This window comes from Dietzia sp. 2505 (assembly GCF_040546785.1).
Classification (GTDB): domain Bacteria; phylum Actinomycetota; class Actinomycetes; order Mycobacteriales; family Mycobacteriaceae; genus Dietzia.
Map to the genome: position 1 here is coordinate 144,321 of NZ_JBEPON010000008.1, position 24,492 is coordinate 168,812.

Consider the following 24,492-nt stretch of genomic DNA (forward strand, 5'->3'; position numbering starts at 1 on the left):
GCAGGTCACCGCGCGGACCATCCTGGCGGGTGTCACTCGCCGCGCCAGTGCGGGGCGCGCTTGTCCAGGAACGCGGTCATGCCCTCCTGGGCGTCGCACGTGACCGCGTTGGTGGCCATGGTCTCGGACATCTCGCGGTACGCCTCGCCCTGCTGGAGGTCGATCTGCCGGTAGAAGGCCTGCTTGCCGATCTGCAGGGTCAACGGGCTGGCGTCGGCGATGCGGGTGGCCAGCTCGTCGACACGGGCCCGGAGCCGGTCGGCGGGGACCGCCTCGTTGACCAGGCCCCACTCGACCGCGGTGGCGGCGTCGATCGTCTCACCGGTCAGGAGCATCTGGAGTGCGCGCTTGCGGCCGATGTTGCGCGAGACCGCCACCATGGGGGTCGAGCAGAACAGGCCGATCTTCACGCCCGGGGTGCCGAACCTCGCGGTGTCGACGGCCACCGCGAGGTCGCAGGTCGCCACGAGTTGGCACCCGGCGGCGATGGCGTGACCCTGCACCTCCGCGATCACGGGCTGCCGGATGGCCTGGATCGACTCCATGAGCTCGACGCAGGTGTCGAAGACCTCGCGCTCCTCGTCGAGGGTGCGGTCGACCATCTCGCCGATCTCGTGCCCGGCGGACAGCGCCGGGCCCGACCCCGTCACCACCACCACGCCGCACGACGGGTCGTCACCGAGGTCGCGGATGGCGGCCGTGGCCTCGCGCATCATCTGCAACGAGAGGGGGTTGCGGCGCTCGGGCCGGTCGAGGGTCACGCGTGCGATCGGGCCGCTGCGCTCGACGAGGACGTACGGGGTGCTCACTGGGGCCTCCGGGAGGGACGGGAGTGCGTGTCCCCCGGTTCTACCCCGCCGGACGGGTCCGTGGCGCAGGAGTGGGGACCGACGCCCCCGATGGAGGTCGGGCCCGCGGCGTCCTCGCCGGGACTACCGGGCCGCGGCCGGGTGCTCGCCGTCGCACCATTTCTCGGCGGGCACTGCGGCCTTGACCTGGTCGACGTGCTGACCACAGCCGTCCCAGGTGGTCTTGCCGCAGACGGGACAGGCGACGGCATAACACATGGCGTCCTCCTTCACAGGGGTTGTCGACCCGACAAGGTGCCGTTCGATACCCCCTAGGGTATGTCAATCGGCGTCCGGGCGCCACACCTCGTCGACACGCGCGGTGGCCTCGCGCAGACGCTCCACGTGCGCCTCGCAGTCCTCCCAGCGCGGTAGACGACCCGAGGCCGCGACGTCGAGCAGACCCGGGGCGTCGCGGTCCTTCTGGCTCATCACGTGCGTGATCGGGGTGCCGTCGAGCGCCACGGAGGGCCAGTCGATCGCGAGATGCGAGTCGAACGCGTCCACCGCGTGCTCCGCACCCGGTCGCCACCCCTCCGAGCACAGGTACATCACCGTGGACTGCGGCTCCAGCGAGAGGAATCCGTGCGCCACGCCCTCGGGGACATAGATCGCCCGCTGGTCGCTCGAGTCGAGGATCACCCCGGACCACTCGCCGAACGTGGGCGAGCCCACCCGCACATCCACCACGACGTCGAACACCGTTCCGGACGGGCACATCACGTACTTGGCCTGCCCGGGCGGCACATCGGCGTAGTGCAGGCCGCGCAGGACGCCCTCACCCGAGACCGATACATTCACCTGCGCCAGGTCGAATCGGTGCCCGGTCAGACGGCGGAAGGCCGGGTCGGTGAACGCCTCGTGGAAGACCCCGCGGTCGTCCGAGATCCGGCGGGGGGTGATCTCCCACGCCCCCGTCACGCTCAGCTCGCGTAGCTGCACCGGCGGTCCCGCCTTCCTGGTCACCTGACTTCGATCCCGCCCACCCTAGCGGGACACGCCGTAGCCGCCCGAGTGCGTCAACCCCTCATGGCGCCGACGATCTGGCCTGCCGTCCACTCGCCGATCAGCAGGCAGTCCATCGCCGAGTCGTGCAGGGCCGCGTCCTCGCGCCACCCGGTCACGACGAACTGGAAGACATAGGTCGCCTCGTCGTCGCTCCATCCCACGATCAGGCTCGAGGTGGCCATCTCGCCGGGCTCGGCCGTGTAGGTGCCGCGGAGGTAGCGGTAGATGCTGCGTACGGCGCCGGCGTCCTCGTCCCCCTCGCCCGCGACCTCCTCCAGCACCGTCCAGTCGGACAGGACCTCCGCGGTGGCGACGATCATGGTCACCGCGTCGTCGGTGGACATTGCGGGCGCCACGCGGGCGCAGGTGGCCACGGCGTTGGGCGAGAAGCCGTCGCGGTGGGCCCCCGGGTCCACGTAGATCACCGCCGACGGCTCCGGCGACTCGATCCGCTGCCACGGCGGGTTGTCCACCCACGTCAGCGGTTGCGCGGCCACCGCCATCGGGGGGCTCGCCTCGAGCGAGCGGCCGGTCGAGGCGCAGAACTCCTGGATGGAGGCCATGTCAGCCCTGCAGTCCCGCGCCGACGATGTGCGCCCCGCCGTCCACGACGAGCGTCTGCCCGGTGATCCAGTGGGCGTCGTCGGAGAGCAGGAACGACACCGGGCCGGCGATGTCGTCCGGCACCCCCAACCGGCCCGCCGGCAGTGCCGCGGACATCTGCTCCTCGCGGCCGGAGTAGAGGGCCTCGGCGAATCGTGTCTTGACCACCCCCGGCGCCACCGCGTTGACGCGGACGGCGGGGCCGACCTCCACCGCGAGTTCCTGCGTCAGGCGCATGACCAGTGCCTTGGTGGCGCCGTACCACCCGATGCCCGGCGAGGGTGCCAGTCCCGCGATCGAGGCCACGTTGACCACCGCCCCGCCGCGCTCACCGAGACCCGAGTGATAGACCTTCTGCGTCCACGCCAGGGTGCCCAGCGCGTTGACCTCGGTGATCTTGCGGGCGGCCGCCAGGTCCACGTCGACCGTCCGACCGAAGACGGGATTGATGCCGGTGTTGTTGACCAGCAGGTCCACCGGCCCGAACGCCTCCTCGGCCCGGGCCACCACCTCGCGCTGGTGATCCTCGTCGTCGGACTTCCCCGCCACCGCGAGCACCCGGTCCGGCGCACCCAGTTCGGCGACCGCCTCGTCGAGGCCCTCCTGCCCGCGGGCGGTGATCACCACGGACGCACCCTCGGACAGCAGTCGCCGCGCGATCCCCAGACCGATCCCACGGCTCGCGCCGGTGACTAGAGCGGTCCTGCCCGCGAAGCGGTCGGGGACGACGGGGCCGGTGCGGGGGGCGGGAAGGGGGGAAGGGCTCACGTGTCGTCTCCTGGTGCGGTTCGGGGCTCTCGGGTGTGCACTGCCAGCCTAGAGGCCGTGTCCCCGTCATACGTTCACGGGATTTTCTCAGCCCGCCCCCAGGGAATACCGGCCGACGGGCGGGACGGGAGTTACAGTCGTCGTCAGGACTCAACCGGCCGTCACGCACGGCGCAACTACCCCAGGGCGTGCCCATGTCACCACTTGATCCACGCGGTGCGGCGGACACCCCCGTGTGCTCGATCCTCGACATCCCGGGGCCCCGCTGGTTCCACCCGGGCGACCCGATCTGGCGTGTCCACGGCGACGCGGCCACCCCGATCGGCGTGACCACCGGACTGCTCATGCTGGCCGCCAACCCCGCCTTCGCGGCCGCGCTCACCGCCGCTGACGCGGTCGAGAACCCCTGGTCCGCGGACGGCTACCTGCACGACCTCATCGAGATCACCACGTTCGGCACGGTCGACGACGCCATGGTGACGATCGAGAACTCACACCGCGACCGCTCCACCTTCTCCGGCACCACCGAGCACGGCCAGTACTACTACGGTTCGGATCCGGAGCTCATGGAGTGGGCGCACGCCGCCATCACGTGGGCACTGCTCGCCGCGTACCAGCGCTTCGCGGCGCGGCCGCTCACCCCGGCCGAGTCCGACCGATACGTCAGCCAGACGGCCGGCATCGGGCACCTGCACGGCTGCCGCGTCTCGCCCACGACCGTCCGCGAACTCGAGCAGCTGCTCCGTTCCTCCCGGGACCGCGCCCGTGCGACCTCCGCTGGTCAGCGGGCCGCGACCCGGCTCCGCGAGACGGCTCGCGCGTGCAAGGGGCTCGTCGGAACGTCAGTCACGGCCCACCGCTCGTGCATCACGGTGGTCCACGCCGCCGCCAGTCTCGTCCCCTCCGACGTGCGTCGGGCTCTCGACCTGCCGCACCGCCCCATGGACCGCACCGCCGTCTTCGGCCGGATCTCGAGGGCCCACGAGGGGCTGGGGGCTCCGATGCTCACCACCCGCGCACCCATCGCCGCGCCGTCCGCCATGCGAGCGCGACCCGCCTGACCCGCGACCCGGCCCGCGCACTGGCGCCATCTACGGCCGCCAACAACGGCCGCCACCAGTCGCCGCTACCAGTGACCGTTGACCCGGCCCTTGGCGAACCCCGCGATCTCCCAGACCAGGTGCACCGGGAGCATGGGCCAGTCGATGCGCTCGATCGGCGTCATCCGCACCTCCATTCCGGTGGCGGCGCGCATCCACCGACCGGCCCGCAGTGTGTGCGGACGATTGGTGACGACGAGGATGCGCTCCCAGCCCCGGGCCCGCGCGATCGCGGCCACCGCGTGGGCCTCCCCCCACGTCGTCCGTGGCTCGGGGGCGAAGCACACCACCTCGGCCCCGTCGGGGCGATCCGCGCCGGTGCACAGCCGGCGGGCCCTGCGCTCGGAGTCGCCACCCGGGTTGGACACCAGCAGCGTGTCGGCGTACCCCGCCTCCACCAGGTCTCGGGCATAGGCGTGCCGTCCGTCATCCGCGCCGGCGAGCATGACCACGGCGTCGGCGCGGACCGGATCCTCCCCGCGGGGCTGCAGCAAATACACACCCCAGGCGGTGAGGGCGAGGGCGGCGGTGAGGCCGATCGCACCTGCCGCGAGGGCCGCGCGGCGGAGATGCCGGCTCACCTCGGAGCGTCACCCTCCGGCGCGGGACGGTGCGGTTCCGACGACGAGGTGTGCCCCTCCGGTCTCGTCGCCCAGTCGCGGGTCGATACGAGATAGCTCATCCCGGGAACGAGATCGCGTCGCCAGTCCCTGGTCGGACTCAGCCCCAGTTCCCTCCAGGTCCGATCGGCGAGAACGGAAAACTCGGGGCGCGGCGCCGGCCGGGGGAACTGCTCGCTCGTACAGGGGCGCACTCTCTCCGGGTCGGCCCCGAGCTGCCGGAAGACCGTGCGGGCGAGTTCGAACCATGTCGCCCGCCCGCCGCCCGTGGCGTGGTGTGTCTGACCGCGGCGGTCGACTGTCCCCCCTTTCTCGGCCGAAAGGAGACAGAGGAGTTGCTCCGAAAGGGACCCGACCGAGGTGGGTGAGCCCCACTGGTCGTCCACGACCTCGATCGTGTCTCGCTGTGATTCCAACCGGATCATGGTGGCTACGAAGTCACTGCCGGGAATCTCGTCGAGCACCCGCCACGGGCCGGTGTACAGCCACGCCGTGCGCACGACGGTCGTCTCCGGGTACACCTCGAGCGCGGCCCGCTCCCCCGCGAGCTTGGTGCGACCGTAGACCGTCACCGGCTCGGTGGCGTCCGTCGGCTCGAGTCCGCGTGCGGTCGCCGGATCCGAACCCTCCGGAATGGCGCCGGAGAAGACATAGTCGGTGCTGATGTGGAGGAGCCGGATCCCGCGATCCCGGCAGGCCACCGCCAGGTCGCGAACGCCGTCGGTGTTGACCGCCCGCGCACCCGCCTCATCGGCCTCGGCGCCGTCGACATCGGTGTACGCAGCCGCGTTGATGACCACCTCCGGCGCGTACCGGTCCAGCGTCGCAGCGATCGAGTCGGGCGCGGTGAGGTCGAGCTCAGTGCGTGCTGGAGCATCGGCCACACGGGACAGAGCCCGCCCGAGCTGCCCGCCTCCGCCGGTGACGAGGATCCGCGGCAGCCCGGCGGGGCGGAAGGGCTCACGCGCCCCCTCTGCATCCGCTCCCCCCGATGCACTCCCGCGTGCACCGCTGCTCAGGCGGGCGTGCATCGGGGGGAGCGGCTGTGCAGGCTGATCGCCCGGAGGGCCGCCGCTCACCACTGCCGACCCTTTTCGCGGCGGAGCACGTCGAGCAGGTAGGCCCCGTACCCCGATTTCCTGAGGTCGTGGGCGCGGTCGGTGAGCTCGTCGTCGTCGAGATACCCCATCCGCCACGCCACCTCCTCCGGGCAGCCGATCTTCAGGCCCTGCCGGTCCTCGATGGTCCGGACGTAGTTGCCCGCGTCGAGCAGAGAGTCGTGGGTGCCGGTGTCCAGCCAGGCGGTTCCACGCGGGAGCACTTCGACCTGTAGGCGGCCGGCCTCGAGATAGTGACGGTTGACGTCGGTGATCTCGTATTCCCCGCGCGGCGACTTCTCGAGGTTCCGCGCCACCTCCACCACGTCGGCGCTGTAGAAGTAGAGGCCCGGGACGGCGAAGTCGGAGGACGGGTTCTCGGGCTTCTCCTCGAGGCTGATCGCGCGGCCGGCGGCGTCGAAGTCGATCACCCCGTAGTCGCCCGGGTTGGACACGCGGTAGGCGAACACGGCGCCGCCGTCGAGGTCGGCGAACCGTCGAAGCTGCGTACCCATCCCGGGGCCGTAGAAGATGTTGTCGCCCAGGATCAGCGCCACCGGATCGTTGCCGATGTGGTCCGCACCCAGGACGAACGCCTGCGCCAGCCCCTCGGGGGCGGCCTGCTCGACGTAGCTCAGGGTGATGCCGAACTGGCTGCCGTCGCCCAGGAGCCGCCGGAACTGCGGCGCGTCCTCGGGCGTGGTGATGAGCAGGATGTCGTGGATGCCCGCCAGCATGAGCGTGGACAGCGGGTAGTAGATCATCGGCTTGTCGTAGACCGGCATGAGTTGCTTGCTGGTGCCCAGCGTGAGCGGGCGCAGACGGGTGCCGCTGCCGCCGGCCAGGACGATGCCCTTCACAGCACCTTCTCCGTCCGGGCGTACTTCGCCTCGACGCGCTCCTTGACCGGCTCCCACCAGTCGCGGTTCTCGCGGTACCACTCGATGGTCCGGGCCAGCCCGTCCCGCAGGTTCGTGTGCTGCGGCTCCCACCCGAGCTCCTCGCGGGTGGCGGTGGCGTCGATCGCGTAGCGCAGGTCGTGGCCGGGGCGGTCGGTGACGTGGTCGAAGCCGGGGTCGCCGTCGGTGGCGGTGGCGCCCATCAGCTCGCAGATCATCTGCATGACCTGCAGGTTGGAGTGCTCGCCGTCGGCGCCGATGAGGTAGGTCCGCCCGATCTCACCTCGTGCCAGGATCCGCAGGACCGCCGAGTTGTGGTCGTCGACGTGGATCCAGTCCCGGACATTGGCACCACTGCCGTAGAGGCGAGGGCGCTGCCCGGTGAGAAGGTTGGTGATCTGCCGCGGGATGAACTTCTCGACGTGCTGGTAGGGGCCGTAGTTGTTGGAGCAGTTGCTGATCGTGGCGCGGACACCGAAGCTGCGGACCCACGCGCGCACCAACATGTCCGCGCCCGCCTTGGTGGCCGAGTACGGGCTCGACGGGTTGTACGCGGTGGCCGGGGTGAACCTGTCCGGATCGTCCAGCTGCAGGTCGCCGTAGACCTCGTCGGTCGAGACGTGGTGCAGGCGCACGTCGTGGCCGCGGCAGGCCTCGAGCACGGCGTAGGTGCCCACGATGTTGGAGTGCACGAACGGCCACGGGGTGGCGAGCGAGTTGTCGTTGTGGCTCTCGGCGGCGAAGTGCACCACCGCGTCGTCAGGCCCCGTGAGCTGCGCGACGAGCCGGTCGGTGACGGCGGGGTCCGCGCAGTCGGCCTCCACCAGCTCGACCCGATCCGACGGGAGTCCGGCCAGACTCGCGCGATTGGCGGCGTAGGTCATGGCGTCCAGCACGGTGACGTGGGCGTGGGGGTGCTCACGGACCACGGTGTGGACGAAGTTGGCGCCGATGAACCCGGCTCCCCCGGTGACGACGAGGCGCATGCGGCCAACCCTACCGTCGTGGCGGTGCCGCTCCGGTCGTCTCCCCGGCCTCGGCATCCGCCTCACCGGCCGCCACCTCATCAGCGGAGGTGTCGACGTCGACGAGGGCCGGATCCCGGCGCAGTTCCCGGTAGTCGGCGAGCATCGTGGCCCGCCGGCGCGCGAAGAAGTCGCTGGCCGTCGTGTCGCGCGGGGTCACCTGCACCGTCTCCTCGGCCGGAATGCCGGCCCGGAGTTGGCGGATACGCAGCACCTCGGTGTCCAGTCGCGCGCCGTAGAGCACCGCCATGTTGACCAACCACAACCACAGCAGGAACACGATGATCCCCGCCAGCGATCCGTACGAGCGGTTGAAGTTGCCGAAGTTGGAGACGAAGAAACCGAAACCGGCGGTGGCGACACCGATGATGAGCAGGGCCGCCGCCGCACCCAGCGAGACCCAGTGGAATTTGCGTCCGGCCACGTTGGGAGCGAACCGGTAGAGGATCGCCAACGCGAGGATGGCGGAGATCAGGGCCCCCGGCCACTTGGCCACACTCCACACGGCCAACGCGGTCTCGCCGAGGCCGATCCACCCACCCACGGTCTCGGCGATGGGGCCGGTGAACACCAGCGCCAGGCCCCCGACGGCCACGAGGACGATGAGCAACGCCGTGAGCAGCAGGCCGACGGGCAGCAGCCGCCACGGCGGCCGACCCTCCTCGACGCCGAGTATCAGGTTCATCGCTCGACCCAGTGCCCAGACGTAGCGGGACGCGGTCCACAGCGCGATGGTCGCGCCCACCACGAGCGCCGTCCCGGCGGCTTGCGTGGTGACGACCGCCTCGACGGGTCCGCGGATCGGGTCCAGGACCTCCGGCGGGGCGATGTCGGAGAGCATCTCCATCATGGCGTCGACCGTTCTCTCCCCCTGTCCGAACACGCCGAGCAGCGAGACCACCACCAGGAGCGCAGGAAACAGCGAGAGCACCCCGTAGAAGGTGAGCGCCCCCGCCTGGTCGGGGCCCCGGTCGCGGAAGAACTCGCCCACCGAGCGCTCGAGGACCAGACGAACGGTGCGCAGACGTCGTCGTGCGGTCGACGCGGTCCCGCCGGAAGTGGTCATCCCCCGATTGTGGCCGGTCGACCGCGCGTGGCGCCTCCCGCCGCGCCCACAGACCGATCACAGGTCACCCGCGGCGGGAGTTACGCCTGAGGATCACCGCCCGACGCCCCGCCAGCAGGTAGAGCCCGACGCCCGACGGCCCGCTCGGCGACGCCCGACTCAGTGGGGGTGACGCGCCTGCTCCGCCTGGGCCTCGCGGCGGACGTCGGCGGCGTCGTCGATGGTCTTCTGCCGCTTCTCCTCGGCCTTGTCACTGGCGGTGGTGTCGCGCGGCGGGAGCTGGATGGTCTCCTCGGCGTGCAGTCCGGCCTGCAGCTCGCGGGCCCGCTCCACCTCGGCGTCGACCTCGGCCCCGAACAGCAGCGCGTTGTTGGTGATCCAGAGCCAGAGCAGGAAGATGATCACGCCGGCCAGCGATCCGTACGTGGCGTTGTAGCTCGAGAAGTTGGACACGTAGAACACGAACCCCGCCGTGGCGACCGCCCAGACCAGCAGCGCCACGATCGCGCCGACGGAGACCCACCGGAACCTGGGTTGCTTGACGTTGGGCGAGAACCCGTAGAGCACGGCCAGGATCACGACGACGACGAGGACCAGCGCCGGCCACTTGGCGATGCCCCACACGGTCACGGCGGTCTCGCCGAGGCCCACGAGGTCACCCACCCAGGCGGCGATCGGCCCGCTGACGACCAGCATGAGCCCGGCAAGGCAGACGAGGAGGAGGAGCACCGCGGTCAACAACACCATGGCGGGCTTGAGCTTCCAGAAGGGGCGACCCTCCTCGACCTCGTAGATGCGGTTCATGGCCCGCCCGAAGGCGCCCACGTACCCGGACGCCGTCCACAGCGCGCCCAGCAGACCGGTGACGAGGGCGAGTCCGGCGGCGGGGGTGTTGACCAACGATTCGATGGGACCCCGTAGCGCGGCGAGGGTCTCCTCAGGCGCGGCGCCCTCGAACAGCTCCATCACGGCGTTGACGGTCTCCTGCCCCTGCCCGAACACGCCGAGCAACGACACCACGGCCAGGAGCGCCGGGAAGATCGAGAGCACCGCGAAGTACGTGAGCGCGGCGGCCAGGTCCGTGCACTTGTCCTTCGAGAACTCGGCGGCGGCACGCTTCAGGCCGACCTTCCAGGTCCCGGATTTCAACGAGGTGGGCGACTCGGGTTTCCCCGAATCCGGGTCGGCGTCCGGGTCAGGCTTGTCGGTGATGTCGCGACTGCTGTTCGGGCTCATGGAAGTGACTGTCCCACCGGCGGCCCGTGCGCGCATCCTGTGGGGTCGATCTCCCCGGGGGTGGAATGCCCGACGTGTGCGTTACCCTCCTGGGTGTCACATCACCAAAGAGTCACTTCACCTGTGTCGCAGCACTCGCGACCCCGACCCCCACAGGAGCACCCATGAGCCTGTCCAACGCCATCCTCCGCGGAGTCACCGGCGCGTTCGTCCTCAACTCGGGACTGTCCAAGCGCAACCTGCCCACCGAGGCGGCCCAGGGCCTACAGGGATTCGCCGCCACCGGCGTCCCGCAGGTCACCAAGCTGGAGCCGGACACGTTCGGCAAGTTCGTCGCCTACTCCGAGATCGGGATCGGCGCGGCACTGCTCACGCCCGTGGTCTCGCCGCGCCTCGCGGGCGCCGCGCTGGGCACCTTCTCCGCCGGCCTGCTGGCGATGTACTTCCGCAACCCCTCGATGACCGAGTCCGACGGCATCCGCCCCTCCCAGGAGGGCATGAGCCTGGCCAAGGACGCGTTCATGGCCGCCATTGCCGGAGCCCTGGTCACGAGCAGGTGACCCGCCCCGGGGCCTGACCCCTCACGCCGAGGCGATGGCCTCCAGGATCGCCTCGGCCAGGTCCGCGCGGCACACCACCAGATCCGGCAGGTAGGTCTCGGCCACGTTGTACTCCAACGGGGAACCGTCCACGCGCACCGCGACGAACCCCCTGGCCAGGGCCACCCCGGCCGGTGCGGCCGAGTCCCACTGGTACTGCCCACCGGCGTGGATGTAGGCGTCGGCCTCCCCGCGCACCACGGCCGCGGCCTTGGCCCCGGCAGACCCGAGCGGCACCAGGTCCCCGCCCACGGACTCGGCCACGGCCTCCGCGAACGCCGGCGGGCGGGATGCCGAGAGCACGATCCTCGGTCGTGGGCCCGAGCGGGGCGGGAGGAGGCCTCCCCCGTCCACGCCGCCGTTGCCCACGGGTGCGGCGTAGACCTCGTCGTCGTCGGTCCCCAACACCACCCCGAGAGCCGGCAACGAGACAGCGGCGGCGGTGAGCCGCGACCGCGCCGGATCCCCGGCCCGCTCCCACAGCGCGACGTGGACGGCCCAGTCAGGACGATCGCCCAGACCGTACTCCCGCGTGCCGTCGACGGGGTCGATGATCCACACCCGATCCGCGTCGACGCGGGCGAGGTCGTCGCTGGACTCCTCTGACAACACCGCGTCCCCCGGCCGCTCGGCGGCGAGCCGCTCCAGGAGCAGGGCGTTGGCGCGGCGGTCACCGAGATCGCCCAGCGCGCGCTTGGTGGGGCCCGAGGTCCGCAGCTGCACCAGCAGGCGACCGGCGTCGGCGGCCAGTTCGGCGGCGAGCTGTTGATCCGTGGAGCGCGTGGGGGCTGTCATGCCCTCCACACTAGGAGGCCCGGCGCGAGAGCGAACACCAGACGCCTATCGCCGGCGCAGGCGCAGGCCTCTGCGCCGGCCGCTGCCGTAGCCCCGGACCACACGGGCCGGCTCATCCGGGCAGCGGTGGGCGTCGGCCGCGACCCGTGCCGCCCCGCGCGAGGGCAGCACCCCGCTGGTGGCCCCACATCGATGACACCCCCAGGTCGCGCCGTCGGCGGCCTCCTGGACATAACACGACCGTTCGCCGACCCCGTCCATCCCGCCCCCCAGCGCAGAGCACCGACCCGGAGCCGGTGCGAATGCCGCAATTGTGTCACAAAATTCTCATCTTGACACGACATCTTCATCACCTCGGCACCGCGTAGACAGATCGGTCTGGACTTGCCGCCCAGTTAATGTCTACTGTGTTGGTCTACTTAATCCACACACAAGATAATCGGAGCACTCGTGAAGACACTGATCGTCCTGGGCGTCGTCGGCGCCATCGCCCAGCTCATCGACGGCTCCCTGGGGATGGCCTACGGCGTCACGTCCACGACGCTGCTGGTCGCGGCCGGGATCGCGCCCGCCGCGGCCTCGGCGTCCGTGCACTTCGCGGAGATCGGCACCACCCTGGCCTCAGGCATCTCCCACCACAAGCTGGGCAACGTGGACTGGCGCATCGTGTGCATCCTCGCGGTCCCCGGCGCCATCGGGGCGTTCGCCGGCGCCACCATCCTCACCAACCTCCCGGCGGACGTGGCCAAGCCGGTGGTCGGGGCGATCCTCCTGACGCTGGGCCTGTACGTGCTGTACCGCTTCCTCGCACTGGGTGGGCGTCGTCCGGAGTTCAAGGGCCGCGTGCGGACAGGGTTCCTGGTCCCCCTCGGACTGGTGGGCGGCACCCTCGACTCGCTCGGCGGCGGCGGGTGGGGCCCGGTCGGCACCACCTCGTTGCTGTCCTCGGGCCGGGTCGAGCCGCGCAAGGTGGTCGGCTCCATCGACACCTCCGAGTTCGTGGTGGCCGTGGGTGGCTCCCTCGGCTTCCTCATCGGCCTGGGCGCGGCCGGCATCGACTGGGGCTACGCCGCCGCACTGCTGGTCGGCGGCGTGATCGTGGCACCACTGGCGGCCTGGCTGGTCAAGCACCTGCCCGCGCGCGTGCTCGGCACCGCGGCCGGAGGCCTGATCGTGGTGACCAACTCGCGCACCCTTCTGGTGTGGGCCGAGGTCCCGTCCTCCACCACCACCCCGCTCCTGCTGACCCTGGTCGCCGTGTGGATCGCCCTCGTCGCCTGGGCCGTGCGTGCGGAGAAGGCGCTCCGTGACGACGACGAGACCCGCGATCCCCCGGCCGGGCCCGCCGTGGCCCACGACCCCGTGCCCGCGCGGGGATAGGGGGCCCGCCCGGCGCCCCTCGCCACTCCCCCGCCCGGCGCGCGAGGCGCTCTGGGAGACTGTCCCCATGAGGGTCACCGCGAAATCGGACTACGCGCTGCGGGCGCTCGTCGAACTCGCGAACGCGCAGCGGGATCACGGTGGCGACGGCCCCCGCGAGAACCCGATCAGCGCCGAGGAACTGGGGCGGCTGCAGGACATCCCGCACGGGTTCCTCCAGTCCATCCTGTCGGACCTGCGGCGGGCCGGCATCGTGGCCAGTAGGCGGGGCAAAACCGGCGGCTGGACGCTCGCCCAGGACGCGGGGGCGGTCACCGTCGCGGACGTCCTGCGCGCGGTCGACGGCCCCCTCGTCAGCGTCTACGACGTACGCCCCGAGGCGGTCGACTACAACGAGCGCGCCGCTGTCCTCCAGCACGTGTGGATCGCCTCGAGGGCCTCCCTGCGGCGGGTCATGGACGCGGTGTCGCTCTCGGATCTGGCCGAGGGCCGGCTGCCCCCCGACGTCCACGCGCTCACCCTCGACGACGACGCCTGGGAGCCCCGCTGACGGACGGGGCCCGGATCCGCTGACTCACCGGTGGCTCCCACCGCGGTCAGATGTTAATGTCTACTGAACAGCTCGGTTTAATGCCTTAATGGCCGGAGGGTCTCTCCCTCCGCCCGACAGGCGGCCACCGGGAGTGACAGTGTCATCGACCGACGTCGGAGGATCCCCCCGTGCCCACCCTGATCGTCCTCGGCTTCGCCGGACTCCTGGCCCAGCTGGTCGACGGCTCGCTCGGCATGGGATACGGCGTCACCTCGACGACCATCCTCGTGGCAGCCGGGATCGCCCCCGCCGCCGCGTCCGCCGCCGTGCACTTCGCCCAGATCGGCACCACGCTCGCCTCGGGGATCTCGCACCACAAGTTCGGGAACGTGGACTGGCGCATCGTCGCGATCCTCGCCGGACCGGGTGCGGTGGGTGCCTTCATCGGCGCGACCGCGCTGACCCGGCTGTCCAGCGCGGCGGCCAAGCCCATCGTCGCCTCGCTCCTGCTCGTGCTCGGCTTCTACGTCCTCTATCGCTTCCTGCGACTCGGCGGCAGGCGACCCCAGTTCTCCGGCCAGATCTCGGCGCGCTTCCTCGTCCCACTCGGCTTCGCCGGCGGAACCCTCGACGCGTTCGGTGGCGGCGGATGGGGCCCGGTGGGAACGACCACCCTGCTCTCGTCGGGTCGGGTCGAGCCCCGCAAGGTGGTCGGCTCCATCAGCGCCTCGGAGTTCGTGGTGGCGGTGAGCGCGTCCATCGGCTTCCTCTTCGGCCTCGGAGCCGCCGGCATCAACTGGGCCTTCGCGGCCGCGCTGCTGATCGGCGGCGTGATCGCCGCGCCGTTCGCCGCCTGGATGGTGCGCCACCTGTCGCCGCGGGTCCTGGGCACTGCCGCCGGCGGGCTCATCATCATCACCAACACGTTCACCCTGCTCAGCGCCGCCGACGCGTCGGCCATCGTGATCGCCCCCGTGCTCGGGGCGCTGTTCCTGGTGTGGATCGCACTGGTGGCCCACGCCGTCCGGGCGGTCCGCCGTGAGCGGACCCCCGATCCGGTGCTCATCACGACCACCTGAGCAGACCGCCGGGCACGACCCCCACACAGCAGAATCGGGACTGGTGGTGTGGGGCGGGATCGGTCAGACTCGGGACCGGGGGCGCGCGGTCGGCTCATCGAGGTGCACCGAGTACCTGCGCACCAGCGCCCGCCACACCAGCGGCCCCACCGTCACCAGCACCAGCGCGATGGCGCCGATCAGGGCCGGCGACGCCCCGAGCATCGCCGAGGCGGTGACCGCCAACACGATGGTGATGCCCCGCCGGACCAGGCCCTGCGGCACCCGGCCGGCGAACTTGGACCCGAAGAACGTCCCGATCGCCCCGCCGATCAGCAGGGGCACCAGCAGGTTCCAGTCGACGCCGGTCACCATGACGTGCCCGATCGCCGCCGCGATCACCAGCGGGACCGCCTGCACGAGGTCGGTGCCCACCAGCCGCAGCGCGGCCAGGGTCGGGTACAGCAGCATGATGCACATCATGATGACCGTGCCGGAGCCCACCGAGGTGATGCCCACCATCAACCCGCCGATCACACCGACCAGCAGGGTGATCAGCGGCTTGACGGGCGGATTCGGGTCGCTGCCCGTACGGATCTTGCCGGCCATCTCGAAGAACGCGCGCAGGAAATAGGCGGAGGACGCCACGATGAGCGTGGCGCCGATGGCCTTCTTCAGCAGCCCCTGGACGTCGTCGGCTCCCACCGCGTGGACCAGCCAGGCCCCCAGGTACGCGGTCGGGACCGAACCCAGGATCAGCCAGAACGCGATCCTGAGATTGGGTTTGCCGTGCTTCCAGTGCACGCCGGCGCCGATGACCTTGTTCACCGCGTTGACCACCAGATCGTTGGCCACGGCGGCGGTGGGCGGGATCCCCACGAGGATGAGCGCGGGCGTCATCAACGCCCCGCCGCCCATCCCCGTCAGGCCTATGACCACGCCGATCACCGCGCTGACGACCAGCAGACCCAGCGAGTCGTAGGTCCAGAGCGCCTCGGGCACCGTCTCAGACCCCGAGGATCGAGGTGACGATCCGCTGTGCCACCTCTTCCGCGGTGCCGTCTTCCGGCCGGATGTGCAGGTCGGGGGTCAGCGGCGGCTCGTACGGCGCGGAGACGCCGGTGAACTCGAGGATCTCTCCCGCCCGCGCCTTGGCGTACAGCCCCTTGGGGTCGCGCGCCTCGCACTCGGCCAGCGGGGTGTCCACGAACACCTCGGTGAAGGGCAGGTCGGCCGCGGCGTGGACGCTGCGCGCCTTGTCGCGGTCGGCGCGCATCGGCGAGATGAGGGAACAGATGACGACGACGCCGGCGTCGGCGAACAGTGCCGCCACCTCCGCGGTGCGGCGGATGTTCTCCGCCCGGTCGGAGGCCGAGAACCCGAGGTCGGCGTTGAGGCCGTGCCGCAGGTTGTCGCCGTCGAGGATGTAGGCGGGGTGCCCGGACTCGATGAGCAGCCGCTCCACCTCGGAGGCGACGGTGGACTTGCCCGAGCCCGACAGGCCCGTGAGCCACAGCGTGCGACCCTGCCCCCGGTCTCCGCGCTGGACGGCGCCGGCGTGCCAGACCACGTTGGAGCCGGTGGTGGCGGGCCCGATGATCATGCCCGCGCCCACGGTGTTGCCGGTGAGCTCGTCCACGAGGATGAACGCGCCGGTGTCGCGGTTGCGGCGGTAGGGGTCGTACATGAGCGGTGTCTGCGTGCGCAGGCCGATGCGGCCGATCTCGTTGAGCCCCAGCTCGGTGGAGTCGGGGTCGCGGTGCAGGGTGTTGATGTCGAGCCGGTACTCCAGCCCCGTGACGATCGCCTTGGTGTCGCGGGTGGTGTGCTTGACGACGTACCGCCTGTTGGGCGTGAGCGTGGAGTCGTCGGCGAACCAGCAGACCATGGCCTCCAGCTCGGTGCCCTGGTGCGGGCGGTTGCCGGGTCGGGCGATCATCTCGCCGCGGACGATGTCGATCTCGTCGTTGAGCGCGATGGTCACCGCGGCCGGCGCCGCCGCCTCGTCCAGTTCCGCACCGCCCGGGCCCCAGATCGCCTTGATGGTGGACTGCCGACCGGACGGCATGACCACCACCTCGTCGTCGACCTTCATGATGCCCCCGGCGACGGTGCCGGCGAAGGAACGGTGGTCCAGCCCGTCGGCGCGCTGGGGGCGGATCACGTACTGCACCGGGAACCGGACGTCGGTCAGGTTGCGGTCCGAGGCGATGTGCACGTTCTCGAGATGGTCGAGCAGAGCGGGCCCTGTGTACCAGGGCATGGAGTCGGTGCGGTCGACCACATTGTCGCCCTTGAGCGCCGACAACGGCACGAACGTCACGTCGTGGACCTCGAGCTTGGCGGCGAAGTCGGTGAACTCGGAGCGGATGGCCTCGTAGGTGGCCTCGTCGTAATCGACCAGGTCCATCTTGTTGACGGCCACCACCAGGCGCGGGATGCCCAGGAGCGCGGACAGGAACGCGTGCCGGCGCGTCTGCTCCAGCACCCCCTTGCGGGCGTCGACCAGGATGATCGCCACGTCGGCCGTCGAGGCACCGGTGACCATGTTGCGCGTGTACTGCACGTGGCCCGGGGTGTCGGCGATGATGAACTTGCGGCGCGGGCTCGAGAAGTAGCGGTAGGCCACGTCGATCGTGATGCCCTGCTCGCGCTCGGAGCGCAGCCCGTCGGTGAGCAGCGCGAGGTCGGTGTACTCGTCGCCGCGCTTGGCCGAGGTGGCCTCGATCGAGGCGAGCTGGTCCTCGAAGATCCCCTTGGAGTCGTAGAGCAGTCGCCCGATGAGGGTCGACTTGCCGTCGTCGACCGAACCCGCCGTGGCGATGCGCAGCAGCTGGGCGTGCTCGGACATGGTGCTCAACTGCTCCGGGGTGAGAGTCGATGCCGTGGTGGCGGTGCTCATCAGAAGTAGCCTTCCTTCTTGCGGTCTTCCATGCCGGCCTCGGAGATCCGGTCGTCGGCACGGGTGGCGCCGCGCTCGGTGACGCGGGTCCCCGCGACCTCGGCCACGACGGCGGCGTTGTCGGCGGCATCGGACTCCACACAGCCGGTGCAGGTGGCGTCGCCGACGGTGCGGAAACGGACGAGCTCGGTGCGCGCCTCCTCGCCCGGGAGGGTCTCGAGGAACCGGGTCTTGGCCAGGAGCATCCCGTCGCGCTCGATCACCTCGCGCTGGTGCGCGTAGTAGATCGGCGGCAGGTCGATGTCCTCCCGCTCGATGTACTGCCAGATGTCCAGCTCGGTCCAGTTGGACAGCGGGAACACCCGGATGTGCTCGCCCTTGCGGTGGTTGCCGTTGTACAGCTTCCACAGCTCGGGGCGCTGAGCGCGCGGGTCCCAGGCGCCGAACGCGTCGCGGAAGGAGAACACACGCTCCTTGGCGCGGGCCTTCTCCTCGTCACGGCGGGCGCCGCCGAACACTGCGTCGAAGCGGTTCTCCTGGATACCGCGCAGCAGGGCGGCGGTCTGGAGGCGGTTGCGGCTGGTGCCGACGCCGGCCTCCTCGACCACGCGGCCCGCGTCGATGTCGTCCTGGACGTACGACACGAGTAGCTGGACCCCGGTCTCCTCGACCACCCGGTCCCGGTACTCGATGACCTCGTCGAAGTTGTGCCCGGTGTCGACGTGCATGAGCGGGAACGGCATGGGCGCGGGCCAGAAGGCCTTGCGGGCCAGGTGGAACATCACCACGGAGTCCTTGCCGCCGGAGAACAGCATCCCCGGGCGTTCGAACTGCGCGGCTACCTCGCGGAAGATGTGGACGGACTCGGCCTCGAGTGCGTCGAGGTGCGAGAGCGTCACCGCCGTCCTCGCTGTCATGCGACCTCCAATGTCGTGGGCTCCTCCGGCGTGACCGGACAGCAGACCGCAGACAGGTCTGTCTGCGGTCCGGCTCGGAGACCATCGTGCGCCCCCGGGGCCCCGATTTCCATCTCGGAGAGGGCAATCCCGGGCGGTTCGTCCGCATATCGACATAGGGTGTCGGATATGCGACACGAACCCACCCATCGCGTGCTCTCCGTGATCGAGGCACTGTCGATCGAGGGCCCCCCGTTGCCCCTCGCCGAGATCGCCCGGGCCACCGGGGCCAGCCGATCGACCCTGCACGCCGTGCTCGCCGAGATGCAGGACGAGCAGTGGGCCGAGAAACTCGACGGCGGGTGGCGAGCCGGGCCCCGGATGCGCCTCGTCGCCGCGTCGCTGTCCGCCGAGGTCGACCTGGCGCGGGCCGCCAGGCAACCGCTGGAGCGGCTCGTCGACGCCACGGGCATCGCCGCCGTGGTCTTCGAGACCTGCGACGGCATGAGCGAGGTCGTAGACGCGGTCGGGGCGGGCATGCGCACCGCCTCGCGACCGGACATCGCCGTCGGTCACGTCGTCCCGGTGCGGGCACCCTTCGCCCGCGAGCTCGTCGCCCGGCTGCCCCTGGTCGACCAGCGGCGGTGGCTGTCGGACTCCGGCGGGCTCACCGGGGCGGCGAGGGAGCGGTTGGAGGTGGTGATGCCACAGATCGCGCGGCGCGGCTGGTCCATCGAGCGACTCACCCCCGCGCGCCGCGAGCTGTTACGGATGGCCGACTCCCTGGAGTCCTCGGGCGTGGGGGCCCTGGTGCGCGACCGCGTCTCCGAGCTGTTCGTGGAGCTGTCCGAGATCGACGTGACCGACGCCGAACTCTCCTCCGCCGCCGACCTCGCGGTGACCTCGGTGGCCGCCCCCGTGCTGCGGGCCGACGGCCGGGCCGTTGGCTCGGTGGCCGTGACCCCGGGGCGCCGCATGACCGGCCGGGCCGTCGCGCGCGCGGTCGAGGCCGTGAGCAGGTGCGCGGGCGAGGTCTCCTCCCGCCTCGCCGCCCATCCGCGTCCCGCCCGCGCGCCCGGGCTGCCCGCGCACCTGGTGCATCCGGCCCACGCCGCCCGGAGCAACTGAGCCACTGAGCCACTGAGCCACTGAGCCGCACGAGCCCTGGGATCGCACTGCCGACCGCTTGCGTATGGTGTGAGTCACACCCCTCATCCGGCCGGAGGTGCCCCGTGACCCAGACAGTCCACTCCTCCCCCGTCGCGCCCGGCGAGGACCCGGTGGACCTGTCCTGGCGCCGGTCCGCCTCGTGCGGACTGACCCCGAAGAGCGCGCGCCCCGGCGCCCCCGATCCGCACGCGTCCCGGTCCCACCGACTCGCCGAGGCCGCCCGCCCGGTGATGGACGACCTCGACGAGGTCCTCAAGGACACCGGAGCCATGCTCCTGCTCGCGGACCGCGAGGGCCGGGTCATCCGCTCGGTGCGCGACAACGCCCGGATCTCCCGCATGCTCCTGCGGCGGGGAGTGGACGACGGGGCCACCCTCACGGAGGACGCGGTGGGCAACAACGGCATCGGCACGGCGCTCGAGACCCGCGCCGGGGTGTTCATCCACGGCGAGCAGCACTTCGCGGAGGTCCTGCGCGACTTCGCCTGCTACGGGCACCCGATCGTCGACCCGCTCACCCGCCGCCTGGTCGGGGCGGTGGATCTGACGGGCATGAGCGCCGACGCCTCCCGCATGTTCGCCCCGTTCGTGCGGAAGATCGTCGCGGACATCGAGGCCCGCTACGTCGACACCGCCCGCGCGGACGACCGCGAACTCTGGCACCGCTTCGTCGAACGCACCCGATCCTCCGACACCGCCACCTGCGCGTTCGGCGACGAGGTGGTCCTGGCGTCGCACTCGAGCCTGGAACGTCTGGCCTCCCGGGACATCGCCCGGCTCCGGCGACTGGTGGAGCAGGACGAGGTGGGCGACGTCGTGGAACTCTCGGTGGGCACGGTCGGGGTGCTGTCCAGCCGGGTCGGCCGCCGCGGCCACCTGCTCGACCTGACCTTCCCGGACCAGCACCCCGCGCCCACGCTGCGGAGCACCTCCACCCCGCGCGCCGGCTCCACCCCGAGCTCCGCCCCGGACTCCATTTCCACGCAGGGCACCACGTCCGCGCCCGGTTCCACGAGTCCGGCGGGTACGTCGGGTCCGGTGGCCGGTGTCGGCACCGAGGGTGCCACCGCCCGATCCCACGCCGTGGTGGGTCCGTCCGGATCGGGGCGGTCGACGACGGCGAGGGAGCTCGCCGGCCCGGACAGCGTGCACGTCCGGCTCGCGGAGGCAGACAGCGCGGACGCGGCATGGCGCGAACTCGCGGTGCCCGCCCTGCGCGAACAGAGCCGCCCCGAAGTCCCGCGCGGCGGGGGCGACACGGGCAGGTCGCTGATCCTGGACGACATCGACCTCCTCGACGACGCCGACCTGCGCCGCCTGGCAGCCCGCCTGGGGTCAGCGGGGGCCGGCCTCGTCGTCGTCACCACTCGCGAGGACCCCCGCGCGGCGGTGACGGAGGTACTCGACGCCTGCGGGGCGAGGACGGTCCTGCGCCCGTTGCACGAGCGCGGTTCCGAGAGCGGCGAGATCGTGCGCGGGATGGTCGCGGAGCTGGCCGACGGGCGCGGGGTCGGGGCGCCGACCGTGACCGTCCGGTTCGTCGACGCCGTCTGCGCACTGGACCTGCCCAACGGGCTGGTGTCATTGCGGTCCGTCCTGGGCGACTGCCTCACCCAGACCACCAGGCGAGGGTCGGCAACCCTCGACGTGGACTCACTGCCCTCCCGCGCCCGTTCCGTCCGGCCACCGCGCGCCGGTGAGCTCGCGCGGGGCGAGTACGACGCGATCGTGGCCGCGTTGGCGGACTGCGACGGCGTCCGGTCCCGCGCCGCCAAGCGATTGGGCATCAGCCGGACGACCCTCTACGCGCGGATGCGGGAGTTCGGGCTCTCCTAGAAGGTGTCCAGAAACTGAACACTCCGGGCCCCGTCCACGACCCCATGATGGGTTGTGACCGGCCTCACACCTGAGCCGGTCGGGATTCTTGGAGGACACAATGACCGGCACACTCTCCCGGGACACCGGCGCCACCACCCAGGTCGACGAGCGACTCGGCGCCGAGGCCCGCGACTTCCTCGGCCGCCCGCACCAGCTCTTCATCGACGGGCAGTGGGTCGACGCGGCGGACGGCCGCACCTTCGGCACCTACGACCCCGCCACCGGCGCCGAGATCACCCAGGTCGCGCACGGCGGACCCGAGGACGTCGACCGGGCCGTCGCCGCCGCGCGCCGCGCCTTCGACGACGGCGCCTGGGCGACCATGAAGCCCAACCAGCGCGAGCAGATCCTGTGGCGCATCGGCGACCTGCTGGACGCCAAGGCCGAGCTGTTCGGGCAGATCGAGGCACTGGACAACGGCAAGTCCGTCGCGATCGCCACCGCCGTGGACGTGGCGTGGGCGGCCGACGTGTTCCGCTACTACGCCGGCTGGTCCACCAAGATCGAGGGCTCCACGGTCAACGTGTCGATGCCGTTCGCGGGCGACAAGCAGTTCCACGCCTACACCCAGCGCGTCCCCGTGGGCGTGTGCGGGCAGATCATCCCCTGGAACTTCCCGCTCCTCATGGCCGCGTGGAAGCTCGCCCCCGCCCTGGCCACCGGCAACACCCTGGTCCTCAAGCCCGCCGAGCAGACGCCGCTGACCGCGCTGCTGCTGGGCGAGGTCATCGCCGAGGCCGGCGTGCCCGCCGGCGTGGTCAACATCGTCACCGGTTTCGGCGACGCCGGCGCCGCCATCTCCGCCCACGACGACGTGGACAAGGTGGCCTTCACCGGCTCCACCGAGGTGGGCAAGCTGATCGTCGACGCCGCCAAGGGCAACCTCAAGAAGGTCTCCCTCGAGCTGGGCGGCAAGAGCGCCAACATCGTCTTTGCCGACTGCGACTTCGACGCCGCGGTGGCCGGGTCCGTGGCCGCGTGGATGTTCAACCACGGCCAGGCCTGCACCGCCGGTACCCGCCTGTACGTCGAGGACTCCATCTACGAGAAGTTCACGCAGGCCGTCGCCTACGCCGCCGCCCAGGCCACCATCGGCCACGGTCTGGACCCCGCCACCGAGCTCGGCCCGCTGGTCGACCAGGACCAGTTCGACAAGGTCTCCTACTACCTGCGCGCCGGTATCGAGGACGGCGGGCGGGCCCTGACCGGCGGCGGCCGACACGGCGACACCGGTTACTTCGTCCAGCCGACCGTGTTCGTGGACGTCGAGCCCGACCACCGGGTGGTGACCGACGAGATCTTCGGCCCCGTCGTCTCGGCCCTGCGCTTCACCGACGTCGACGACGCGGTCCGGCAGGCCAACGACTCGATCTACGGCCTGGCCGCCGGAGTGTGGACGAAGGACATCTCCAAGGCGCACAAGGTCGCCAGCCGCCTCCACGCGGGCTCGGTCTGGGTCAACCAGTACAACGGCTTCGACACCGCGATGCCGTTCGGCGGGTTCAAGCAGTCCGGCTGGGGCCGCGAGCTGGGCCAGGGTGCCCTGGACCTCTACACGCAGACCAGGTCGGTCAACATCCAGCTCTGACCTGGTCCGGTCCGGACTCCCTCCGACCCGGACTCCCTCCGACCCCGCGACCGGGACCCGGCGTCCTCGTGCCTCTTCCGGGGACGCCGGCGACTCCCCTTCTCCGCGACATCTCCTGACGTCCCACACCCCTTCTCTCCCCCCCCTCCCCGCCCCCTCCACACCCCCTCTCCACTTCCGCTCACCCGCTCCCCGAAAGGAACACCGCCGTGAAGACCAAGGCAGCAGTACTGTTCGACCTCCACCAGCCGTTCGAGATCATCGAGCTCGACCTGGACGATCCCGGCCCCGGCGAGGTCCTCATCAAGTACACGGCCGCGGGCCTGTGCCACTCCGATCTGCACCTGTCGGACGGCTCGCTCCCGCCGCGCTTCCCGATCGTCGGCGGGCACGAGGGCGCCGGCGTCATCGAGGCGGTGGGCGTGGGTGTCACCAAGGTCAAACCCGGCGACCACGTGGTGTGCTCCTTCATCCCCAACTGCGGCACCTGCCGGTACTGCTCGACCGGGCGACAGAACCTCTGCGACATGGGTGCCACGATCCTCGAGGGGCACATGCCCGACGGCACCTTCCGCTTCCGCTCGGGCGGCAAGGAGTTCGGCGCCATGTGCATGCTCGGCACCTTCTCCGAGCGCTCGGTGATCTCGCAGCACTCGGTGGTCAAGGTCGACGACTGGCTGCCGCTCGACAAGGCCGTCCTGGTGGGCTGCGGCGTGCCCTCCGGCTGGGGCACCGCCACCTACGCGGGCAACGTGCGCCAGGGCGACACCGTGGTGATCTACGGCATCGGCGGGCTCGGCATCAACGCCGTCCAGGGCGCCGTCCACTCGGGGGCCCGCCACGTGGTGGTGGTGGACCCCGTCCAGTTCAAGCGCGACGAGGCCCTCAAGTTCGGCGCCACCCACGCGTTCGCCGACGCCGCCGAGGCGCACGCCGAGGTGGAGAAGCTCACCTGGGGCCAGATGGCGGACCAGGCGCTCATCCTGGTGGGCACCGTCGACGAGCAGGTCGTCTCGAGCGCCTTCGACGTGATCGGCAAGGGCGGCACCGTGGTGATCACGGGCCTGGGCAACATGACCGACAAGACCGTCCAGGTCAGCGGCACCGTGATGGCGCTGTTCGGCAAGACCATCACGGGCACCCTGTTCGGTTCGGCCAACCCGCAGTACGACATCGTCAAGCTGCTGCGCCTGTATGACGAGGGCAAGCTCAAGCTCGACGAGCTCATCACTACGACCTACTCGCTCGAGCAGGTCAACGAGGGCTACCGGGACCTGCAGGACGGCAAGATCATGCGCGGCGTGATCATCCACGACGCCTGACCCGCCCCCCCCCGGCTCAGCCCCGCGGCTCAGCCCCGCGGCTCAGCCCCGCGGCCGCAGCCATCGACAAGAGCGTTCCGAACACATCGCCCGAGAGACAGGT

Annotated in this window: 24 protein-coding genes; 9 read left to right on the plus strand and 15 right to left on the minus strand. The window is 71.1% G+C overall.

All coding sequences use genetic code 11. The annotated features are described in order from the left end of the window. Window positions 1-32 precede the first annotated feature (32 nt). The 5 genes from ABIE38_RS15240 to ABIE38_RS15260 all read right to left on the minus strand — a co-directional run bounded on the left by ABIE38_RS15240 (window position 33) and on the right by ABIE38_RS15260 (window position 3,227). Complete coding sequence (locus tag ABIE38_RS15240; RefSeq protein WP_354057667.1) at window positions 33-809, minus strand: enoyl-CoA hydratase; 777 nt, start codon at window positions 807-809, stop codon at window positions 33-35. 123 nt (window positions 810-932) lie between these two features. Further along, a complete protein-coding gene (locus ABIE38_RS15245; RefSeq protein ID WP_354057669.1) occupies window positions 933-1,067 on the minus strand; it encodes a DUF8730 family Cys-rich protein in 135 nt (44 codons plus the stop codon). A 63-nt stretch (window positions 1,068-1,130) separates the two neighbouring features. Beyond that, window positions 1,131-1,790 (minus strand): dTDP-4-dehydrorhamnose 3,5-epimerase family protein, encoded by a 660-nt coding sequence (locus ABIE38_RS15250; RefSeq protein WP_354057816.1) that lies wholly within the window; start codon window positions 1,788-1,790, stop codon window positions 1,131-1,133. A 77-nt stretch (window positions 1,791-1,867) separates the two neighbouring features. Beyond that, window positions 1,868-2,419 (minus strand): LpqN/LpqT family lipoprotein, encoded by a 552-nt coding sequence (locus ABIE38_RS15255; protein WP_182609381.1) that lies wholly within the window; start codon window positions 2,417-2,419, stop codon window positions 1,868-1,870. 1 nt (window position 2,420) lies between these two features. After that, window positions 2,421-3,227, minus strand: a complete 807-nt coding sequence (locus ABIE38_RS15260) for an SDR family oxidoreductase (protein ID WP_182617353.1) — start codon at window positions 3,225-3,227, stop codon at window positions 2,421-2,423. Between the two features lie 194 nt (window positions 3,228-3,421). Here ABIE38_RS15260 and ABIE38_RS15265 point away from each other — a divergent pair, with 194 nt between their 5' ends. After that, window positions 3,422-4,288: an oxygenase MpaB family protein gene (locus tag ABIE38_RS15265; RefSeq protein WP_187702356.1), complete on the plus strand. Its 867-nt coding sequence runs from the start codon at window positions 3,422-3,424 to the stop codon at window positions 4,286-4,288. Window positions 4,289-4,353: 65 nt separating this feature from the next. Here the strand turns inward: ABIE38_RS15265 and ABIE38_RS15270 are convergent, their stop codons facing one another. From ABIE38_RS15270 to ABIE38_RS15295, 6 genes are all read right to left on the minus strand, one after another. After that, window positions 4,354-4,908: a YdcF family protein gene (locus tag ABIE38_RS15270; protein WP_354057672.1), complete on the minus strand. Its 555-nt coding sequence runs from the start codon at window positions 4,906-4,908 to the stop codon at window positions 4,354-4,356. Then, on the minus strand, window positions 4,905-5,978 hold the full coding sequence (gene rfbD, locus ABIE38_RS15275) for a dTDP-4-dehydrorhamnose reductase (RefSeq protein ID WP_354057673.1): 1,074 nt from the start codon (window positions 5,976-5,978) through the stop codon (window positions 4,905-4,907). The genes ABIE38_RS15270 and rfbD overlap by 4 nt, the downstream gene beginning before the upstream one ends. A gap of 44 nt (window positions 5,979-6,022) precedes the next feature. Then, window positions 6,023-6,904, minus strand: a complete 882-nt coding sequence (gene rfbA, locus ABIE38_RS15280) for a glucose-1-phosphate thymidylyltransferase RfbA (protein WP_354057675.1) — start codon at window positions 6,902-6,904, stop codon at window positions 6,023-6,025. After that, entirely contained in the window at window positions 6,901-7,929 is a 1,029-nt protein-coding gene (rfbB, locus tag ABIE38_RS15285; protein ID WP_354057677.1) for a dTDP-glucose 4,6-dehydratase, read from the minus strand. The genes rfbA and rfbB overlap by 4 nt, the downstream gene beginning before the upstream one ends. Window positions 7,930-7,939: 10 nt before the next feature. After that, window positions 7,940-9,034 (minus strand): YihY/virulence factor BrkB family protein, encoded by a 1,095-nt coding sequence (locus ABIE38_RS15290; protein ID WP_354057678.1) that lies wholly within the window; start codon window positions 9,032-9,034, stop codon window positions 7,940-7,942. A gap of 159 nt (window positions 9,035-9,193) precedes the next feature. Continuing rightward, on the minus strand, window positions 9,194-10,270 hold the full coding sequence (locus ABIE38_RS15295; RefSeq protein ID WP_182653862.1) for a YihY/virulence factor BrkB family protein: 1,077 nt from the start codon (window positions 10,268-10,270) through the stop codon (window positions 9,194-9,196). 164 nt (window positions 10,271-10,434) lie between these two features. Between ABIE38_RS15295 and ABIE38_RS15300 the strand changes: the two genes are divergently transcribed. After that, window positions 10,435-10,830 carry a hypothetical protein gene (locus ABIE38_RS15300; protein ID WP_179523225.1) on the plus strand — a complete coding sequence of 132 codons (396 nt, stop codon included), beginning with the start codon at window positions 10,435-10,437 and terminating at the stop codon, window positions 10,828-10,830. 21 nt (window positions 10,831-10,851) lie between these two features. Here the strand turns inward: ABIE38_RS15300 and ABIE38_RS15305 are convergent, their stop codons facing one another. Next, a complete protein-coding gene (locus ABIE38_RS15305; RefSeq protein WP_354057679.1) occupies window positions 10,852-11,664 on the minus strand; it encodes a 3'(2'),5'-bisphosphate nucleotidase CysQ in 813 nt (270 codons plus the stop codon). Window positions 11,665-12,114: 450 nt separating this feature from the next. On the opposite strand from ABIE38_RS15305, the gene ABIE38_RS15310 reads away from it, so the two are divergent. From ABIE38_RS15310 to ABIE38_RS15320, 3 genes are all read left to right on the plus strand, one after another. Further along, a complete protein-coding gene (locus tag ABIE38_RS15310) occupies window positions 12,115-13,044 on the plus strand; it encodes a sulfite exporter TauE/SafE family protein (RefSeq protein ID WP_354057681.1) in 930 nt (309 codons plus the stop codon). Between the two features lie 67 nt (window positions 13,045-13,111). Further along, window positions 13,112-13,594 (plus strand): RrF2 family transcriptional regulator, encoded by a 483-nt coding sequence (locus ABIE38_RS15315; RefSeq protein ID WP_179523228.1) that lies wholly within the window; start codon window positions 13,112-13,114, stop codon window positions 13,592-13,594. Between the two features lie 170 nt (window positions 13,595-13,764). Beyond that, window positions 13,765-14,655 carry a sulfite exporter TauE/SafE family protein gene (locus ABIE38_RS15320; RefSeq protein WP_354057683.1) on the plus strand — a complete coding sequence of 297 codons (891 nt, stop codon included), beginning with the start codon at window positions 13,765-13,767 and terminating at the stop codon, window positions 14,653-14,655. A gap of 63 nt (window positions 14,656-14,718) precedes the next feature. Here ABIE38_RS15320 and ABIE38_RS15325 read toward each other — a convergent pair whose 3' ends face one another. Genes ABIE38_RS15325 through cysD form a run of 3 tightly spaced genes read right to left on the minus strand, consistent with a single transcriptional unit; the run spans window position 14,719 to window position 18,453 of the window. After that, entirely contained in the window at window positions 14,719-15,636 is a 918-nt protein-coding gene (locus ABIE38_RS15325) for a sulfite exporter TauE/SafE family protein (protein ID WP_354057685.1), read from the minus strand. A gap of 4 nt (window positions 15,637-15,640) precedes the next feature. After that, window positions 15,641-17,536: an adenylyl-sulfate kinase gene (gene cysC, locus ABIE38_RS15330; RefSeq protein ID WP_354057687.1), complete on the minus strand. Its 1,896-nt coding sequence runs from the start codon at window positions 17,534-17,536 to the stop codon at window positions 15,641-15,643. Then, window positions 17,536-18,453, minus strand: coding sequence for a sulfate adenylyltransferase subunit CysD (gene cysD / locus ABIE38_RS15335; RefSeq protein ID WP_354057689.1), 918 nt, complete (start codon window positions 18,451-18,453; stop codon window positions 17,536-17,538). Before cysD ends, cysC begins: the two co-directional genes overlap by 1 nt. 168 nt (window positions 18,454-18,621) lie before the next feature. Here cysD and ABIE38_RS15340 point away from each other — a divergent pair, with 168 nt between their 5' ends. From ABIE38_RS15340 to ABIE38_RS15355, 4 genes are all read left to right on the plus strand, one after another. Beyond that, window positions 18,622-19,560, plus strand: coding sequence for a helix-turn-helix domain-containing protein (locus tag ABIE38_RS15340; protein WP_354057691.1), 939 nt, complete (start codon window positions 18,622-18,624; stop codon window positions 19,558-19,560). 104 nt (window positions 19,561-19,664) lie between these two features. Then, window positions 19,665-21,437 (plus strand): helix-turn-helix domain-containing protein, encoded by a 1,773-nt coding sequence (locus ABIE38_RS15345; protein ID WP_354057693.1) that lies wholly within the window; start codon window positions 19,665-19,667, stop codon window positions 21,435-21,437. A 100-nt stretch (window positions 21,438-21,537) separates the two neighbouring features. Then, a complete protein-coding gene (locus tag ABIE38_RS15350) occupies window positions 21,538-23,067 on the plus strand; it encodes an aldehyde dehydrogenase family protein (protein ID WP_354057695.1) in 1,530 nt (509 codons plus the stop codon). 209 nt (window positions 23,068-23,276) lie between these two features. Further along, a complete protein-coding gene (locus tag ABIE38_RS15355) occupies window positions 23,277-24,389 on the plus strand; it encodes an NDMA-dependent alcohol dehydrogenase (protein ID WP_179523234.1) in 1,113 nt (370 codons plus the stop codon). Window positions 24,390-24,492 lie beyond the last annotated feature (103 nt).

Excerpts from the sequence above, each read along its gene's own strand:
- ABIE38_RS15305 (WP_354057679.1), bottom strand. The coding sequence starts at position 11,664 with ATGACAGCCCCCACGCGCTCCACGGATCAACAGCTCGCCGCCGAACTG.
- ABIE38_RS15315 (WP_179523228.1), top strand. The coding sequence starts at position 13,112 with ATGAGGGTCACCGCGAAATCGGACTACGCGCTGCGGGCGCTCGTCGAA.
- ABIE38_RS15340 (WP_354057691.1), top strand. The coding sequence starts at position 18,622 with ATGCGACACGAACCCACCCATCGCGTGCTCTCCGTGATCGAGGCACTG.
- ABIE38_RS15255 (WP_182609381.1), bottom strand. The coding sequence starts at position 2,419 with ATGGCCTCCATCCAGGAGTTCTGCGCCTCGACCGGCCGCTCGCTCGAG.
- ABIE38_RS15350 (WP_354057695.1), top strand. The coding sequence starts at position 21,538 with ATGACCGGCACACTCTCCCGGGACACCGGCGCCACCACCCAGGTCGAC.
- ABIE38_RS15245 (WP_354057669.1), bottom strand. The coding sequence starts at position 1,067 with ATGTGTTATGCCGTCGCCTGTCCCGTCTGCGGCAAGACCACCTGGGAC.
- cysC (WP_354057687.1), bottom strand. The coding sequence starts at position 17,536 with ATGAGCACCGCCACCACGGCATCGACTCTCACCCCGGAGCAGTTGAGC.
- rfbD (WP_354057673.1), bottom strand. The coding sequence starts at position 5,978 with ATGCACGCCCGCCTGAGCAGCGGTGCACGCGGGAGTGCATCGGGGGGA.
- ABIE38_RS15295 (WP_182653862.1), bottom strand. The coding sequence starts at position 10,270 with ATGAGCCCGAACAGCAGTCGCGACATCACCGACAAGCCTGACCCGGAC.
- ABIE38_RS15290 (WP_354057678.1), bottom strand. The coding sequence starts at position 9,034 with ATGACCACTTCCGGCGGGACCGCGTCGACCGCACGACGACGTCTGCGC.
- rfbB (WP_354057677.1), bottom strand. The coding sequence starts at position 7,929 with ATGCGCCTCGTCGTCACCGGGGGAGCCGGGTTCATCGGCGCCAACTTC.
- ABIE38_RS15300 (WP_179523225.1), top strand. The coding sequence starts at position 10,435 with ATGAGCCTGTCCAACGCCATCCTCCGCGGAGTCACCGGCGCGTTCGTC.
- cysD (WP_354057689.1), bottom strand. The coding sequence starts at position 18,453 with ATGACAGCGAGGACGGCGGTGACGCTCTCGCACCTCGACGCACTCGAG.
- ABIE38_RS15265 (WP_187702356.1), top strand. The coding sequence starts at position 3,422 with ATGTCACCACTTGATCCACGCGGTGCGGCGGACACCCCCGTGTGCTCG.